The sequence below is a fragment of the Ensifer sp. GW101-20A05 genome, from assembly GCF_059424735.1.
In genome coordinates this window covers 377417-395375 of sequence record NZ_JBWKZT010000005.1, presented here as the reverse complement: position 1 = coordinate 395375, position 17959 = coordinate 377417, and the positions used below count along the sequence as shown (strand labels likewise).

Below are 17959 nucleotides of genomic sequence, written 5' to 3'. Positions count from 1 at the left end.
CAAAACCAGCCAAACACCCAGCAAAATGCCGGCGCGCCTGGCTGGCAACCGTCCGTCCGGAGCCTATGGTTGTGCTGCGCCGACAACATTTCGGAGCTTTTTCCCGGAAAACGGCACCGAAAATCGGTATCAGGGGTGGATGCAGCCGGCTGTCATCGTTAACAGATGGAAAACCTTAGGCATGCAATAGTGACCCGGCCGCATAAGCAGGCAGTTTGTATTGGGTCGCCTGAAGACGGGATGCGGAAGCGAATGTCCCCACCACGGTCGAGTATTGCGTACTGGAAGGCCGCAACTGCGCTTGCAGTCGCCTTCTCGTTTGCGCTCGGCCCGATTTCCGCCAAAAACGCCCATGCCTTCAAGCTCTTCGGCATGAAGTTCTTCGAGAGCGACGAAGAGGAAGCGCCGGTCATCGACCCGGTCAACTATACGCTTACCTTCGACGCCGGCACCGAAGACAAGGAACTGAAGGAAGCGCTGGAAAACAGCTCGCAGCTCGTCCAGGGTCAGGAAAAGCCCGTGTCCGGCGATCTCGGTCTTGCCATCCGCGCGCGCGACGATCGCGACCGGCTGCTCGCCGCCCTCTACGAAAAGGCCCGCTACGGCGGCACCGTGGCAATTCGCGTCAACGGCCAGGACATCGACAGCCTGCCGCCGGATCCCGCCTTCCCCGACGGGCAGGCGATCCCGGTAACGGTCACCGTCACGCCCGGCCCCGCCTTTACGGTCGGTTCCGTCAGGTTCGAAGGTGATGCGGCCGGCTTCAATCCTGATAACTATGGCCTGCCTGCCGGCGCACGCGCCGATTCGACCCTGATCATCAAGGCTGGCGAAAAGGTCGTGAACGACCTGCGCGAGCAGGGCCGGCCACTCGCCAAGCTCACCGAACGCAGCGCCGTCGCCAACCACGCCAATTCCACCGTCGACGTCGTCATCGGCGCAAGCGGCGGGCCGGTCGCGCCTGTCGGCGATGTCAGCGTATCGGGAACCAAGACCGTCGATCCCGGTTTCGTGCGCGACTATTCGCGCCTCAACGAAGGGCGCCCCTATTCGCCCGAGGATATCCGCAAGGCATCCGAGCGCCTGCGCCAGCTCGGCGTGTTCTCAAGCGTGACGATCAAGGAAGCCAACACGCTGTCGCCTGACGGATCGATCCCAATGAAGATCGAGGTCTCGGAAGGCAAGCATAAATATTTCGGCTTCGGTGCGCAGGTTTCGACCACCGATGGTCTGGGTGTCTCGGGTTATTGGGGACACCGTAATCTCTTCGGGCGGGCGGAATCGCTGCGCATAGAAGGCTCGGTCGACCGCATCGGCGAGACGAAGGAACTGGACAGGCTCGACTATTCGGTCGGCATCCTCTTCGCCAAGCCCGGCGCCTTCGGCCCCGCCTCGACCTTTACCGCCAGCCTCAAGGCCAACATCCAGGATCCGGACGCCTACCGCGCCAAGATCCTGACGGGTGCTGCCGGCGCCACATTCGAACTCTCGCCGACCGACACCGTGTCCGGTGGCGGCGAGCTGAGCTGGGCCAACATCGACGACGCCTTCGGCTCGAACTCCTACCTGACTGCCGCCATTCCGCTCGAATATGTGCGCGACACTCGCGACGACAAGCTGAACGCGACCGACGGCTACCGGGCGATGATCAACGCCAAGCCGAGCTACGAGATCAAAGGCCAGACCTTCTTCTCGTCCTTCGAAGCGTCGGCATCGGGCTACCATGCGCTCGGCGACGAGAAGCGTTTCGTTCTCGCCGGCAAGATCGGCGCCGGCGTGCTCGTCGGCGGCAGCGGGCTTGAGGATATCCCGGCGAACCGTCGCTTCTATCTTGGCGGTGGCGGTTCCGTGCGCGGCTACTCCTACCAGGAGATCGGCCCGCGCAACGCCGACAACGAGGAGACCGGCGGGCGTTCCTATGTCAACGCCTCGCTTGAAGCCCGCATCGCGATCACCGACACGATCGGCGTGGTGCCGTTTATCGATGCCGGCACGGTGTCGGCGAAAACGACGCCCGATTTCTCCGACATTCGCGCCGGCGCCGGCATCGGCCTGCGTTATGCCACGCCCTTCGGCCCCATCCGTCTCGACTTCGCCGTGCCGCTCAACAAATATCCCGGTGGCACCAAGTACGGCATCTATGCCGGTATCGGCCAATCGTTCTGAGTAGGGCCGATTCTCCAGCAAGAACCGGCAAATTGCCGTCATTGCGCGATAGTTTCGCCCTGCGGCGATTCCGCTGCAGCGCAACTTGCGCTAAGGGTAGAGCATGAATCAGGTCGTCCGCTTCCTTCGCGCGACGCTGCGCTATGGCCTTCGTGTGCTTGGCGTGATTGCGGTCGTTGCCCTCCTTCTCGTCGCCTTCGTGGGCTTCACGACTCCAGGCGCCCGCCTCGTCGCCTGGGCAATCGAGAAATATGCGGCAACGCCTGACCAGATCGTGCGGATCGCTGATCCGAGTGCGCTGCTGACAGGTGAGTTTGCGGCAGGAAGCATCACGCTTTTCGACGGCCAAGGCGTCTATGCGGAGGTCCGCGACCTCAAGCTCAACTGGTCGCCGGCGGCCCTCCTCTCCTTCCGCTTCGACGCCGCGGCGTTGTCCGCCGGCTCGGTGCGTGTCGAACGCCTGCCGATCCCCTCGACCGAGACCAAGGAAGTGCGCGCGACCTTCGCGCTTCCCGTCGACGTCAAGATCGACGCGATCGATCTCAAGGAGATCGTCATCGGCAAGGCAATCGCCGGCGAAGATCAGTTCCTGACCGCCAGCGGCAAGATCAATGCGACCAACGAGAGCATTGCCCTCAGCCTGACCGCCGCCCAGCGTGACCGGCCGGAAGCGCGCGCCGTCGCCGATATCGTCTTCAACCCGGCGGGCAACGAGCTGAAGCTGGAGGCAACCGTCGATGAGCCCAACAACGGCGTGCTCGCAAAACTCCTTCGCCTGCCCAACGAGCCCGCGGTCAACATCAAGCTGACCGGCGAAGGTCCTCTTTCCGACTGGGCCGGCACTGCCACGGCCGCGCTCGACGGCAGCGAGATCCTCAAGCTCGACGGTCGCCACGTCCAGACACCCGACGGCATGCATCGGCTCACCGTCACTGGCGGCGGCGGCTTCGGTTCGCTGATGCCGCCGGCACTGCGTGCGATGTTCGAGGGCGAGACCAGCATCGACGTCGCAGCCGCGTTCAACGGCCAGGGCATGGTGCGCGTCGACAAGGGGCAGATCGCGACCGGCGCGCTGACCTTTGGCGCCTTCGGCACCTTCGACAGCAAGGGCGACAACAATCTGCAGGCCCGGCTTGCCGGCACCAACGGCGCGATCGACTTCCGCTGGCCGCTGCAGAAGGGCGAGGCCCAGGCAAAGATCAACGCCGTCAACCTGTCGCTGATCGGCGACGCGCAGGCCGCAATCCTCGATCTCGCCGCCGACGTCGCCTCCGTGACGCTGCCGGACGCGGCACTTGGCGCCGTCAAGCTGTCGGCGCGCAGCGACGGCTTCAACCTCGCTACACAATCAGGCCCGCTAAAAACGGTGATCGAAGTCGGTGAGGCAGGCTTCGTCGACGCCAACGTCACCCGGCTGGTCCAGGCGCCAATGAAGATCGACGCCAGCCTGTCGGTGACGAAGGAGAACATCGTCTTCGATCCGGTGACGATCGAAAGCCCCGGCATTGGCGGTTCGGTCACCGGTGCCGTCTCACGTGAGGAAAACACAGTTGCCGCCGCGTTCAAGCTCTTTACCGTTCCGGAGGCTCTGCCGCCGGCTGCGGCAGCGAAGTTCGACGGGACCATCGCGCTTGCCGGCGAAGTGAAGACGGCGACCGACGGCAGCGTGACCGTCGAGGGCCTCGAGCTCAAATCGAGCACGATCGAGGCGGCCGGCACGATAGCCTTGGCCCAGGGACAACTGACCACCGATCTCAAGGGAAAGCTGCCCAATCTCGGCAAGCTTCTGGCTGACGCCAAGGGCGAGGCTGAGTTTACCGCAGCCGTGACCGGCCCGCTCGCCGAACTCGGCATCAAGGCCGAACTGACCTCGAGCGGCGCCACGCTCGCCGGACGCACCCTCAGCGACCTCACGATCAAGGCCGACGCGAAGGCCAACCCCTCGAGCCCGCAGGCGAGCCTGACCGCAACCGGTGCGCTCGACGGCCAGGCGATCGACGTCAAGGCCGACGTCGTCTCCAAGGACGGACGCACCGCGATCCCCGTGCTCGAAGCCAGGATCGGTGAAAACAAGCTGACCGGTGCGATCAGTTTCACCCCGGACTTCAAACCGGACGGCAAGATCGATTTCAACCTGCCCGATCTCGGCCTGCTTGCCGCCATGGCCGGGCAGAAAGCCTCTGGCGATCTCAACGGGTCGGCCGCAATCAAGACCGCAAACGGCATCACCTCCGTCGTCGTCAAGGCCGGCGGCAGCGGCATCAAGCGTGATGCCCTGACGATCGCCAAGCCGACTGCCGATATCACGATCTCCGATGTCGCGGCCCTCGCCATCAAGGGCAGCGTGCGCGCCGAAACCATCGCTCAAGGCGCCAACCGCGTTGCCGGCCTCGCCGTCGATTTCCAGCAGCAGGCGGGACGCACCGGCTTTTCGATCGACGGCAAATATGATGGTGGCCCGCTCACGGCTAAGGGCGATCTCACGAGTGCGAAGGGACGCACGGAAATTCGCCTCGCCTCCTTCGGCGCGACGCCAAAGGGCATCCCGCTGAAGCTCGCGCAGCCGACGGTCATCGCCATCGAAAACGGCACCGTCCGCCTCAACGCGCTGACGATCCAGGCATCGAAGGGCACCATCGCGGTCAACGGAACGGCCGGCGAAAAACTCGACATCACCGCCAAGCTCAATGCGCTGCCCGCAGCGCTGGCCAACGCTTTTGTCCCGGACCTCGGCGCCGAGGGCACGATCGCCGGCACCGTCGACGTCGCTGGCGCAACGTCCGCACCTGTCGTCGCCTACAACCTCAAATGGTCTGGCGCGTCGCTGGCCGCCGCACGCACGGCCGGGGTCGCCGCCTTCGACATCGCCGCCAACGGCAAGTTCGCCAACAACAAGGTAACGCTCGACACGACGCTTTCGGGCGCCAGCGGCCTTTCCTTCAAGGGCGGCGGCAATGTCGATATCGGCGGCAACATGCCGATCGCAATGAAGTTCAACGGCAACCTACCCTTTGCCCTCATTGCCAACCTGATGGCGGAAAAAGGCTTCACGCTCACGGGCCAGGCCGGCATCAACCTCGCGATTTCCGGCTCCGCCAAGGCGCCGCAGATCGCCGGCACCGTCACGACATCCGGCGGGCGGCTCGTCGACGTGCGCCGCAACCTGGCACTGAACGATCTGACCGCCAATGTCGCGCTCGACGGAAAGCAGGCGACGATCTCCAAGCTCTCGGCCAATCTCGCGACCGGCGGCTCGATCGAGGCGACCGGCACCGTCGGCACGGTCCCCGGCTCCGGCTTCCCGGCCAATCTGACGATCCGCCTGAACAATGCCACCTATGTCGACGGCACGCTGTTCAACGCCAATCTCAATGGCGAAATGACGCTGACCGGTCCGCTGGTCGCGACCCCGACGCTCGGCGGCAAGGTTACGATCCGCAAGGCATCGATCACCATTCCCGAGAAGCTGCCCACCTCGCTCTCGGCAATCGACATCAAGCACAAGAATGCGCCGCCCAAGGTGCAGAAAATGGTCAAGGACCTGCGCAAGGACGAGGTGCCGGCAGCCGGCGCCAATGCCAGCGGCGGCATCGCCTTCGATCTGGCAGTTGCCGCCAACCAGGTCTTCGTGCGCGGCCGCGGCATCGACGCCGAACTCGGTGGCAACCTGACGATCCGGGGCACGGCCGTGCAGCCGATCGTTTCCGGCGGCTTCGAAATGCGCCGCGGGCGCCTCGAAATCCTCGGCAAGCGCCTGACCTTCACCGACGGCAATATCGGCTTCGGTGGCGACCTGATCCCGACGCTTGACCTCAAGGCGACCTCCAGCGTCGGCTCGACGACCATCACAGTCTCGGTTGCGGGCCTCGCTAACAATCCGCAGATCGCCTTCTCGTCATCGCCGGCGCTGCCGCAGGACGAGATCCTGGCACAGCTGATCTTCAACCGGTCGCTGTCGAACCTCTCGGCCTTCCAGATCGCCCAGCTCGCCTCCGCCGTCAGCCAGCTTGCCGGCGGAGGCTCGACGTCGCTGCTTGATGGCCTGCGCAACAAGCTCGGCGTCGACGACCTCGACGTCACCACCGACGAGCACGGCGGCGCTTCGGTGCGCGCCGGCAAGTATCTCAACGACCGGACCTATATCGAGCTGCAGCAGGGCTCTGATTCCGCCTCCAGCAAGGCGGTCATCAATCTCGATGTCGGCAAGGGCGTGAAACTCAAGGGCTCGGCCGCCGGCGACGGCTCGGCCTCGGGCGGTATCTTCTTCGAAAAGGAATATTGAGGGGCGGTTTGTCTGGCGTCGCGCTCCTCGACGACATTTTGATCAGATCAAGATATGGCCTGCGGACCGAATACGATCCGCAGCCGCGCGAATGCGTACCTACATCGGCATCAGCCGCCGTCACGGCCGATTTGCTGCATTCATTTTTCAGGTGATTGTATTGTCTTCCCGAAAACCGCATCTCGAATTGCCCGAGAATCTCCTGCCACTCGTTGCAGGCTATGACTGGAATCATGACACGCTCGGACAGTCGGACTCGAGCATCTATCTGCTGAAGGCGCCGGATCGCGCGATGCTGGTGCTGAAAGTCGAGGCTGCCGGCCCCTTCAGCGAATTCGTTGACGAGGCGGAGCGGCTTGATTGGCTGGCGTCTCAGGGCATGCCCTGTCCGCGGGTGATCGCCCGCGCCTTCGACGCGGAAACGAACTGGCTGCTGCTGCAGGCTGTCGAGGGCACGGACCTCGCCTCCACGACGCTGTCGCCAAAGGACCGGATCGTCATCTTGGCGGACGCCCTGAAACGCTTGCATGGGCTGGACGTCGCCGACTGCCCCTTCGATCACCGGATCGAAAAGCGCATCGCCATCGCGGGAGCGCGCACCGAAGCCGGCCTTATCGATGAAGACGATTTCGACGAAACGCGACTCGGCCGCACGGCGGCAGATCTTTTTGCAGAACTCCGAGCCCGCGTACCTTCGATCGGCAAGCTCGTCATTACCCACGGCGACGCCTGCCTGCCGAACATCATTGAGAGGTATGGCCGGTTCTCCGGTTTCATCGATTGCAGCCGGCTGGGCGTCGCCGATCCCTATCAGGACATTGCACTTGCCTGTCACAGCATCGCCCACAATCTCGGCGAGGAATGGGTGCAGCCGTTTCTGGCGCGCTATGGCATCGACAGGGACGATCCGGAGAAACGCGACCTCTACTGCCTGCTCGACGAGTTCTTCTGATTGCCACGCGGCGGGCAACATATCCCGCCAAAGTGCACGGCCATACAGGGAGAGGCCCGCAACGCCTCAGGCGGCGTTGCGGGCCTCGATGTTCAGATCGACGATTTCGGCATCCTCAATGGCGTTGAACAGCGCCCAGATATGGCCGAAAGGATCGATAAAGGCACCGACGCGGTCACCGGTCGACAAAGTCTCGGCCGGATTGCGCAGGCTTGCCCCCGCGCCGATCGCCCGGCCGATCACACGATCGACATCGCGAACATGCAGTTCCAGGATCACCGCCGTCGTGCCCAGCGCATGCGGAGAGCGCGGTCCTCCAAGCTTGGGCTCCGCATCGCGGCGCGGGTTGGCCCCGGCAATCCGGAAGACCGATTCCCCGATCCTCAGATCCGCACTCGTCAGAATGCCGCTCGGCCATTCGTGCCGCTGCAGGAGCTCGGCGCCGAGCGCCTCGCGATAAAAGGCGATGGCGCGATCCTCGTCGCCATGCCTGACAAACAGCTTCACACAGATCTGCCGATCGGCAAGCCTGCCGCCATTGGCAACCATGACATCCTCCATCTTGGGTGAGGCGCACATCATAGCGAAACATGAGAACAAAGCAAGAACAATTCGACTCCGAGTCGCGATTTCCTCACCGCTTTGGGCGGCGAAAGATGATCAGAATGCACCGGTCATCTTGCTGGTTTTCAACAGGATATTCGTCTCGGTGACGGTGATCCCGTCGATCAGGCGGATGCGCCGCAGCGTCTCGTCGAAGGAGACGAGATCGCGATCCTGCAGCTCGGCGATGAAGTCCCAGCGGCCATTGGTGCTGTGCAGCGCCCGGACCTGCGGCAGGCCGCGCAACTGTTCGGCAACGCGGTCGGCCATCTTTCCATGCACCTCGATCATCACCACGGCGCGGACCCCGGAAGCCGGGATTTCCGCGCCGGTTCGGATGGTAAAGGCGGCGATCGTGCCATTAGCGACGAGCCTGTCGATGCGGGCAGCAACGGTCGCGCGCGATACGCCTGTCATTTCCGATAGCGTTGAAACGGGGATGCGCGCATTCTGGCGCAAGGCGCTGATGAGTGCCTGATCGAGATCATCCATTGCTATCACTTTGTAACATGGTGCTTATCAATCTGTCGATTTTATCTCACTAATCGGCAGTTTTCCATCTTTTTGCTGACATGCATTTTGGCCATAATCCGCGCGATCCCAACCGGGTACACACGGAATTATCTTGAGAAGGAATCGGGCGGATATGACGACCATCACGCTGATCGGCGCACCCATCGAAGAAGGTTCTGGACGGCGCGGCGCAGCCATGGGGCCGACGGCCCTGCGCATAGCCGGCATCGACACGGTGCTGCGCGACCTCGGCCACACGGTTCACGACGAAGGCGACGTCAAGCCGCTGCCGGCCCGCGACCTCGCCAACCACCCGGGCGCCAACAATCTGCAGATCGTCGCAGCCTTTGCCCGCGCGCTGCACGATTCCGTGCACGACACGGTTCGCAAGGGCCACTTCCCGATCATCCTCGGCGGTGACCACGCGCTCTCCATGGGCAGCGTCTCCGGCATGGCGCGTTACGCCGCCGAAGTCGGCCGGCCGCTCTTCGTGCTCTGGCTCGACGCCCACGCCGACTTCAATTCGCCGTCAACCTCCCCCTCCGGCAACATGCACGGCATGCCGGTCGCGTATTTCTGTGGCGAAGCGGAATTCGCTCCGATTCTGCCGGCCGACCGGCCGTTCGTCGATCCGAAGAAGGTCTTCCAGGTCGGCATCCGCTCCGTCGACGATCGCGAGCGCGAAGAGATCACCGAGCACGGCGTACGCGTCTATGACATGCGCGCCGTCGACGAACTCGGCATGGCCCACATCATGCGCCAGATCCTCAATGAGGTTCGCGCCGCCAACGGCCTGCTGCATGTCAGCCTCGACGTCGATTTCATGGATCCGGAACTCGCCCCCGGCGTCGGCACCACCGTTCCCGGCGGCGCGACCTTCCGCGAGGCGCACCTGATCATGGAAATGCTCTGGGAAAGCGAACTCGTTTCCTCGCTCGACGTCGTCGAGCTCAACCCCTTCCTCGATGACCGCGGCAAGAGCGCGCGTATCCTGGTCGAATTGACGGCGAGCCTCTTCGGCCGCCGCGTGCTCGACCGGCCGACCCGCAGTGCCTGAGATAACAAACGGAGGACAATGTATGAATACGACGGCAGCCCTGATCGAAACCGAATACCGGCTTGGCGCGCATAACTACAAACCGCTCGACGTGGTGCTCTCGCGCGGCGAAGGCGTCTATGTCTGGGACATGGAGGGCAATCGCTACCTCGATTGCCTCTCGGCCTATTCGGCCGTCAACCAGGGCCACTGCCATCCGAAGATCCTGAAGGCGATGATGGTGCAGGCGCAGAAGCTGACGCTCACCTCCCGCGCCTTCCGCAACGACCAGCTCGCGCATTTCTATGAAGAGATCGCAGCCCTCACCGGCTCGCACAAGGTGCTGCCGATGAACTCCGGCGCCGAAGCCGTCGAAACCGCCGTCAAGGCGGTGCGTAAGTGGGGTTACGAGGTCAAGGGCGTGGCCGAAAACCAGGCCGAGATCATCGTCTGCTCCAACAACTTCCATGGCCGCACCATGGGCATCGTCGGCTTCTCCACCGACCCGGATGCCCGCACCGGCTTCGGCCCGTTCGCGCCCGGCTTCAAGGTCGTGCCCTTCGGCGACATCGAGGCTTTCCGCGCTGCGATCAACGAGAACACCGTCGCCTTCCTCGTCGAGCCGATCCAGGGCGAAGCGGGCGTTATCGTTCCGCCGGTTGGCTATTTCACGACCGTTCGCGAGCTCTGCACCAAGCATGGCATCACGCTGATCCTCGACGAAATCCAGACCGGCCTTGGCCGCACCGGCAAGCTGCTCGCCGAAGAGCACGAAGCCATCGAAGCCGACGTGACGCTGATCGGCAAGGCGCTCTCTGGCGGCTTCTACCCGGTCTCCGCCGTGCTTTCGAACTCCGAAGTATTGGGTGTTCTGAAGCCGGGCCAGCACGGTTCGACCTTCGGCGGCAACCCGCTCGCCTGTGCCATCGCCCGGGCGGCGCTGAAGGCGCTGACGGAAGAAGGCATGATCGAGAACTCAGCCCGCATGGGCGAGCGCTTCCAGAAGGGCCTCACCGACATCCGCTCCAACATCATCAAGGAAGTTCGCGGTCGCGGCCTGATGCTGGCGGTCGAGCTGGTGCCGGAAGCCGGTGGCGCCCGCAAGTACTGCGAAGCACTGAAGCAGCTGGGTATCCTTGCTAAGGACACCCATGGCGACACGATCCGCATTGCGCCGCCGCTAGTGATCAACGCTGAACAGGTCGACTGGGCCGTGGAACAGTTCGCAAAGGTTCTCGCCTCCGCCTGACCCCAAGATCCGATCCGCCCCGAGCCAGGCTCAGGGCGGATCTTCCTTGAAGCGACGCAATTCCGGACGGAAAACCGTTTCACACTTTTCCTGGAACTGCTCTAAGCACTTGCAAAAGCAAGTCTTAACGAATCCCGGCCTATAGTCCCTTCCCAAAGCGCAAAGCGGTTCTTCCGCGCATGATGCAGCTGCGCCCCGCCGGATGTGATCGGCGGACTGTAAGGATCTCTCCCCAACGGACCATCGCCGCGCTCCCATGCGCCGGCAGCCATGCGGAGATATCTCGAGTTTGGCGGTGTCGCGCCATGGGCGTCGACCGGAAAGCTGGAAGGACCTTCGATGACAAGCACACTCAGGACGGCCGGGTTTGACGGCGAGACGCTGGAGATCATTGCGTTCCGCCTCCACGATCAGGAATTCTGCGTCAAGACGACGACGATCCGCGAAATCCGCGGCTGGGCGCCCTCCACCCCCATTCCCCATTCGCCGCCGGAAGTGATCGGTGTCATGAACCTGCGCGGCACAGTGATCCCGATCATCGATCTTGCCCACAAGCTCGGCATGAAATCGACGACGGCCAACGAACGCAGCGCCATCGTCGTCGCCGAAGTGCACAACATGGTGATCGGCCTCGTCGTCGATCGCGTCTCCGACATCCTCACCGTTCAGGGCAGCCAGGTGCAGCCGGTGCCGGAAGTGACAGCGTCCTTCGACAAGAGCTTTGCCGAAGGCATCATCGCCAACGAGAACGGCATGATCTGCTTCCTCAACCTGGCGCGAATGTTCAAGGAACGTGAAGTCGAAGAACTGGCCGCCTGAGGTAACCCTGAGGTAGCAGACGAACGACATGAAGGCCGCCCTACGTGCCGTGGGGCGGCCTTTCTTATTGGCGGCAGACCCAGATTGCACGGCAGTAGATTAGAAAAGCAGGATCAACTAATTCAACTAAAATTGGATATACGAGTTTTTACAACTGAAATTTGATAGTTGCTATTTTAACACCTGCTTAATAGTCCTGTTACTAACCTAGATTGTAGAAACACGGCGCCTTGGGCATGAAGCCCGGTAGTTCGAACTCCCCTCACGAAGCACGAAGCCGCTGACCCGGTGGGCCGGCGTAGGACGACCAGACAATTTTCGGCAGGCCGGTATTTGTCTTAGTCCGGGAGTTGCGCCGCTTTGGCCCCGCAAACCCTGTCAAAGAAGGCACGAAGCCCCGGCTTGAGCCAACAAACGAGATCAGAGGGTTACAATGTTCGCTCTCGGTAAAATTGCAGATGCGCGCCAGATCGTCGCCGCGCTTTCGAAGTCGCAGGCCATCATTCAGTTCGACCTGACCGGCAAGATCCTGACCGCCAATGAGAACTTCTGCCAGGCGCTCGGCTACGGCCTTTCGGAAATCGTCGGCCAGCACCATCGCATGTTCTGCCCGGCCGACTACACCCAGACGCAGGAATACCGCGACTTCTGGGCCCGCCTCGGGCGCGGCGAGTTCGACGCCAATGCCTACAAGCGCATCGCCAAGGGCGGCCGCGAAATCTGGATCCAGGCGACCTACAATCCTGTGTTCCGCGGCGGCAAGCCGTACAAGGTGGTGAAGTTCGCAACCGACATCACCGCCGCCAAGGCGCGGGCAACCGAGGATGCCGGCAAGCTCGACGCGATCTCCCGTTCGCAGGCGGTCATCGAGTTCACACCGACAGGCGAAATCCTGACGGCCAACGAGAATTTCTGCGCCGCACTCGGCTACAGCCTCTCGGAAATCCAGGGCAAGCATCACAGCATGTTCTGCGAACCGAATTACGCCCGCACCGCCGAATATGCCGACTTCTGGAAACGTCTCGCCGCCGGCGAATTCTTCTCCAACGAGTTCGTGCGCTACGGCAAGGGGGGCAAGGAGATCTGGATCCAGGCGGCCTACAACCCGATCCGCGACTTCAGCGGCAAGGTCTACAAGGTCGTCAAGTTCGCGACCGACGTCAGCGAGCGCATGAGCGCGATCAACAGCCTCGGCGCCGGCCTGAGGGCGCTCGCCGAGGGCGACCTGACCCGCAACCTCGACACGCCCTTCGTGCCCAGCATGGAAACGGTGCGGACCGACTTCAACGGGGCGACCGCCAAGCTGCGCGAGGCGATGCGCACCGTCGGCGACAATGCCAGCGCGATTGCCTCCGGCGCCCGGGAAATCCGCTCAGCGGCCGACGACCTGTCGAAGCGCACGGAACAGCAGGCGGCCTCCGTCGAGGAAACCGCAGCCGCGCTCGACGAGATCACCACGACGGTTGCCGACTCCAGCCGCCGGGCCGAAGAGGCGGGCGGACTGGTGGCCAAGACCAAGGCCGGCGCCGAACGCTCCGGCAATGTGGTCAAGAGCGCCATCGGCGCGATGGGCCAGATCGAACAGTCGTCACGCGAAATCTCCAACATCATCGGCGTCATCGACGACATCGCCTTCCAGACGAACCTCCTGGCGCTCAACGCCGGCGTCGAGGCGGCACGCGCCGGTGAAGCCGGCAAGGGCTTCGCCGTCGTCGCCCAGGAAGTGCGCGAACTGGCGCAACGCTCCGCAAGCGCGGCCAAGGATATCAAGGCGCTGATCGGCACCTCCACCGAACATGTCAAGAACGGCGTGTCGCTGGTCGGCCAGACGGGTGCGGCGCTCGAAGAGATCCTGACCCAGGTCCAGGAGATCAATGCCAACGTCTCGGCGATCGTCGAGGCCGCCCGCGAACAGTCGACCGGCCTCAAGGAGATCAACCAGGCGGTCAACTCGATGGACCAGGCGACCCAGCAAAATGCAGCGATGGTCGAGGAAAGCACGGCCGCAAGCCACGCCATGGCCCGCGAGGCAGACGCCCTGCACGAACTGCTCCGACAGTTCCGCTACGGCGAGCAAGCCCAGATCATCGACGCGAACCGCCACTTTGACGACCGCGCGCAACCGACCCGGCTCCACGCAACCGCCCGCGCCATGCGCAGCGGCCAACGAACAAGCCTTGCTGCGGCACCGGCCGCGGATGGCTGGCAGAATTTCTGAGCGCACATCCCTGCACCCCGCGCTCGGGAATGGGGAAGGCGGCTACCGGTAGCCGCCTTCCCTTAAATCTTTTCAGACGCAGCAATTGCTTGGAAAACGCCCTGTCCGCGGAGAGCGGAGAACCTGCGGTCGATGATGAGCGCAGGCTAGCTAGGCGGCTTCCGGACGCTTGATCTTCGCCGCCGCTTCCAGCACCAGCGGCGTCAGCCCCTCGCCGCCATTGTCGATATGCTCGAACAATTTCCGCCGCATGCGTGGCTCCCAATATTTGTTGATATGGGTGGCAACGCCCTGGGCCGCCTCGTTCTGCGGCTGGCTCTTGAAGAAGGTGGCGATCTGGTTCGCCATGTAGATCAGCTTGGCGTTGGTGTTGTCATGCGACATCGGCGACAGCTCCGGACTTGATGCGTTCGGCATGGGTGAATATCTCGAATTCGTCGCCGCGCACCAGCGCAATCAGCGTCATGCCCGCAGCCTCGGCCGTGCGGATGGCCAGCGCCGTCGGCGCCGAAATGGCGATGATCACGGGGCTGCCGACGACAGCCGTCTTCTGCACCATCTCGACGGAAACGCGGCTGGTGACGACGACGACACCCTCGCTTCCCCTAAAGCCGGCACGCGCCGCAGCACCCACCAGCTTGTCGAGCGCATTGTGGCGGCCGACATCCTCTCGGACCGCGATCAGGCCGCGTCCAGGCACATAAAAGGCAGCACCGTGCACGGCGCGCGTCTCGAAATGCAGCGGCTGCTGGCCGTTGAGCAGTGCCACGGCGGAGACGACATCCTCCTGCGACAGCGTCAGCTTCGACCCGGAAACATCCGGCGTCGGCCGCACCGCCTGCTCGATCGATTCGATGCCGCAGAGCCCACACCCGACCGGACCCGCCATGTGCCGGCGACGCTGGCGGAGCATGTCGTTCTCTTCGTCCTCAAGCACAATCTGCAGGTCGATGCCGAGATTGCCGGCCACCGTCTCGGCGACGATCTCGACCGTTTCGATCTGGCCGGGATCCGTGATGATGCCTTCGGTCAGGCTGAAGCCGACGGCGAAGTCTTCAAGGTCGCCGGGCGTCGCCATCATCACCGCGTGGGTCGAGCCGCCATAGCTGAAGGCAACCGGCGTCTCCTCCGGCACGGCGCGTGAACCGTCCCGAAGCGCGCCCTTGCGGCGGGCAGCCTCGGGAACGGTTGTCGATGTCCTAAACGTCGCCATGGTCGGTCGCGGCGCAAAACATCATTCCGCCGCCTCCAGCTTGCCGGAAATCCGGCGCGACTGGCGGGCCTGCTCGTCATAGTCCACCTGCCAGTCCGAAGGCCCGTTCGACGGCATCACCTGCACCGCCGTCACCTTGTATTCCGGGCAGTTCGTCGCCCAGTCGGAGAAGTCGGTGGTGATGACGTTTGCCTGCGTCGTCGGGTGGTGGAAGGTGGTGTAGACGACGCCCGGCGCCACGCGGTCGGTGATCAGCGAACGCAGGGTCGTTTCACCGGCGCGGCTGGCAAGCCTGATCCAGTCGCCGTCGCGAATGCCGCGCTGCTCTGCGTCGTGCGGGTGGATCTCCAGCCGGTCCTCCGCGTGCCAGACAACGTTGTCGGTGCGCCGCGTCTGGGCGCCGACATTATACTGGCTGAGGATACGGCCGGTGGTCAAAAGCAGCGGGAAGCGCGGACCGGTGCGTTCGTCGGTCGCGACATATTCGGTGCGGATGAACTTGCCCTTGCCACGCACGAAGCCGTCGACATGCATGATCGGCGAGCCCTCGGGATGCTTCTCGTTGCATGGCCACTGCACCGAGCCCAACTTGTCGAGATAGTCGTAGGAGACCAGCGCGAAGCTCGGCGTCGTCGCGGCGATCTCGTCCATGATCTCGGACGGATGACGATAGTTCCAATTGAGGCCCATGGCCTGGGCAAGCTTCTGCGTGACCTCCCAGTCGGCATAGCCGTTCTTCGGCGTCATCACCTTGCGCACCCGGTTGATGCGGCGCTCGGCATTGGTGAAGGTGCCGTCCTTTTCCAGGAACGTCGAACCCGGCAGGAAGACGTGGGCGTAATTCGCCGTCTCGTTGAGGAAGAGGTCGTGCACGACGACGCACTCCATCGCGGCAAGCCCGGCGGCCACATGCTTGGTGTCCGGGTCGGACTGCAAGATGTCTTCACCCTGGATATAGATGCCCTTGAAGGTGCCATCGACCGCGGCATCGAGCATGTTCGGGATGCGCAGGCCAGGCTCGTTGGAAATCTCGACGCCCCAGAGCTTCTCGAAGGTTTCGCGCGTCGCGTCGTCGGAGATATGGCGGTAGCCCGGCAGCTCGTGCGGGAACGAACCCATGTCGCAGGAGCCCTGCACGTTGTTCTGACCGCGCAGCGGGTTTACGCCGACGCCCGGCCGGCCGATATTGCCGGTGACCATCGAGAGGTTGGCGATCGCCATGACCGTCGTTGAGCCCTGGCTGTGCTCGGTGACACCAAGACCATAGTAGATCGCGCCATTGCCGCCGGTGGCATAGAGCCGGGCGGCACCACGCACGAGTTCGGCCGGCACGCCGGTATAGGCCTCGGTCGCTTCCGGGCTGTGATAGGGCTCGGCGACGAAAGCCGCCCAGTCCTCGTATTCCGACCAGTCGCAGCGCTCGCGGATGAATTTCTCGTCGGCGAGGCCTTCGGTGACGATCACATGCGCCATCGACGTCAGGATCGCGACATTGGTGCCTGGCTGCAGCGGCAGGTGATAGGAGGCTTCGATATGCGGCGAGCGCACGATGTCGGTGCGCCTGGGATCGATGACGATCAGTTTGGCGCCCTCGCGCAGCCGCTTCTTCAGTCGTGACGCGAAGACCGGATGGCCGTCCGTCGGGTTGGCGCCGATGATGACGGCAACGTCAGTGAACTCGACCGAATCGAAATTCTGCGTGCCGGCCGATGTGCCGAAAGCCTGGCCGAGTCCGTAGCCGGTCGGCGAGTGGCAGACGCGGGCGCAGGTATCGACATTGTTGTTGCCGAAGCCGGCACGCACCAGCTTCTGCACCAGATAGGTCTCTTCATTGGTGCAGCGCGACGAGGTGATGCCGCCGACGGAATCACGGCCGTACTGATACTGGATCCGCCGGAACTCGGAGGCCACATGCGCATAGGCCTCCTCCCAGGTGACCTCGCGCCAGGGATCGGAGATCTTCTCGCGGATCATCGGGTTGAGGATGCGGTCCTTGTGGTTGGAATAGCCATAGGCAAAGCGACCCTTGACGCAGGAATGGCCGCGGTTGGCCTGGCCATCCTTCCACGGCACCATGCGCACCAGCTCCTCGCCGCGCATCTCCGCCTTGAACGAGCAGCCGACGCCGCAATAGGCGCAGGTGGTGACGACGGAATGTTCCGGCTGGCCGATCTCGATGACCGATTTCTCTGTGAGCGTCGCCGTCGGGCAGGCCTGCACGCAGGCGCCGCAGGAGACGCATTCGGACGACATGAAGTCTTCCGCCATACCGGCCGAAACGCGACTGTCGAAACCGCGGCCGCCGATCGTCAGCGCAAAAGTCCCCTGCACTTCCTCGCAGGCGCGCACGCAGCGCGAACAGACGATGCACTTGGCCGGATCATAGGTGAAGTACGGATTGGATTCGTCCTTCGGCATCCACTTGGCGTTGATCTCGCCATTGTTGCGGGCCGTGACGTGGTTCTCGCCCTCGTAGCCGTAGCGCACGTCGCGCAGGCCGACGGCGCCGGCCATGTCCTGCAGCTCGCAATCGCCGTTGGCCGCACAGGTCAGACAGTCGAGCGGGTGGTCGGAAATATAGAGTTCCATCACGCCGCGGCGCACATCCTTCAGCCGCGGCGTCTGGGTGGAGACTTCGATACCCGCCGCCACCGGCGTGGTGCAGGATGCCGGCATGCCGGCGCGTCCCTTGATCTCGACGAGACAGAGCCGGCAGGAGCCGAAGGCATCCATCATGTCGGAGGCGCAGAGTTTTGGCACTTCGATGCCAGCGTCCATCGCCGCACGCATGATCGAGGTCCCCTCAGGTACCGTGACCTCGCACCCGTCGATCGTCAGCGTCACCAGTTTTTCGGACTTGGAAGCGGGAGTGCCGTAGTCGATTTCATGTATGAGAGACATGGTCTTC

At 63.4% G+C, this 17959-nt stretch carries 12 protein-coding genes; 7 read left to right on the top strand and 5 right to left on the bottom strand.

What is annotated here, in order from left to right; translation table 11 throughout:
• The first annotated feature begins 252 nt into the window (after positions 1-252).
• The 3 genes from AC070A_RS16280 to AC070A_RS16270 all read left to right on the top strand — a co-directional run bounded on the left by AC070A_RS16280 (position 253) and on the right by AC070A_RS16270 (position 7400).
• Complete coding sequence (locus AC070A_RS16280) at positions 253-2166, top strand: autotransporter assembly complex protein TamA (RefSeq protein ID WP_113736644.1); 1914 nt, start codon at positions 253-255, stop codon at positions 2164-2166.
• A 103-nt stretch (positions 2167-2269) separates the two neighbouring features.
• Positions 2270-6448, top strand: a complete 4179-nt coding sequence (locus AC070A_RS16275) for a translocation/assembly module TamB domain-containing protein (RefSeq protein ID WP_112997082.1) — start codon at positions 2270-2272, stop codon at positions 6446-6448.
• A gap of 160 nt (positions 6449-6608) precedes the next feature.
• Positions 6609-7400: an APH(3') family aminoglycoside O-phosphotransferase gene (locus AC070A_RS16270; RefSeq protein WP_255571358.1), complete on the top strand. Its 792-nt coding sequence runs from the start codon at positions 6609-6611 to the stop codon at positions 7398-7400.
• Between the two features lie 66 nt (positions 7401-7466).
• Here AC070A_RS16270 and AC070A_RS16265 read toward each other — a convergent pair whose 3' ends face one another.
• Both AC070A_RS16265 and AC070A_RS16260 read right to left on the bottom strand, forming a co-directional pair.
• Positions 7467-7949 carry a VOC family protein gene (locus AC070A_RS16265; RefSeq protein WP_057255053.1) on the bottom strand — a complete coding sequence of 161 codons (483 nt, stop codon included), beginning with the start codon at positions 7947-7949 and terminating at the stop codon, positions 7467-7469.
• 111 nt (positions 7950-8060) lie between these two features.
• Entirely contained in the window at positions 8061-8495 is a 435-nt protein-coding gene (locus AC070A_RS16260; protein WP_043614769.1) for an Lrp/AsnC family transcriptional regulator, read from the bottom strand.
• Between the two features lie 154 nt (positions 8496-8649).
• Between AC070A_RS16260 and rocF the strand changes: the two genes are divergently transcribed.
• From rocF to AC070A_RS16240, 4 genes are all read left to right on the top strand, one after another.
• On the top strand, positions 8650-9573 hold the full coding sequence (rocF, locus tag AC070A_RS16255) for an arginase (protein ID WP_058321760.1): 924 nt from the start codon (positions 8650-8652) through the stop codon (positions 9571-9573).
• A 22-nt stretch (positions 9574-9595) separates the two neighbouring features.
• Positions 9596-10801, top strand: a complete 1206-nt coding sequence (gene rocD / locus AC070A_RS16250; RefSeq protein WP_112997084.1) for an ornithine--oxo-acid transaminase — start codon at positions 9596-9598, stop codon at positions 10799-10801.
• Between the two features lie 339 nt (positions 10802-11140).
• Entirely contained in the window at positions 11141-11620 is a 480-nt protein-coding gene (locus tag AC070A_RS16245) for a chemotaxis protein CheW (protein ID WP_057255050.1), read from the top strand.
• Positions 11621-12053: 433 nt separating this feature from the next.
• Positions 12054-13838 (top strand): methyl-accepting chemotaxis protein, encoded by a 1785-nt coding sequence (locus AC070A_RS16240; RefSeq protein ID WP_113133418.1) that lies wholly within the window; start codon positions 12054-12056, stop codon positions 13836-13838.
• A gap of 150 nt (positions 13839-13988) precedes the next feature.
• Here AC070A_RS16240 and AC070A_RS16235 read toward each other — a convergent pair whose 3' ends face one another.
• Genes AC070A_RS16235 through fdhF form a run of 3 tightly spaced genes read right to left on the bottom strand, consistent with a single transcriptional unit; the run spans position 13989 to position 17952 of the window.
• Positions 13989-14222: a formate dehydrogenase subunit delta gene (locus AC070A_RS16235; RefSeq protein WP_057255048.1), complete on the bottom strand. Its 234-nt coding sequence runs from the start codon at positions 14220-14222 to the stop codon at positions 13989-13991.
• Positions 14212-15051 carry a formate dehydrogenase accessory sulfurtransferase FdhD gene (gene fdhD, locus AC070A_RS16230; protein ID WP_113133417.1) on the bottom strand — a complete coding sequence of 280 codons (840 nt, stop codon included), beginning with the start codon at positions 15049-15051 and terminating at the stop codon, positions 14212-14214. The genes AC070A_RS16235 and fdhD overlap by 11 nt, the downstream gene beginning before the upstream one ends.
• Positions 15052-15072: 21 nt before the next feature.
• Entirely contained in the window at positions 15073-17952 is a 2880-nt protein-coding gene (gene fdhF, locus AC070A_RS16225; protein ID WP_058321755.1) for a formate dehydrogenase subunit alpha, read from the bottom strand.
• Positions 17953-17959 lie beyond the last annotated feature (7 nt).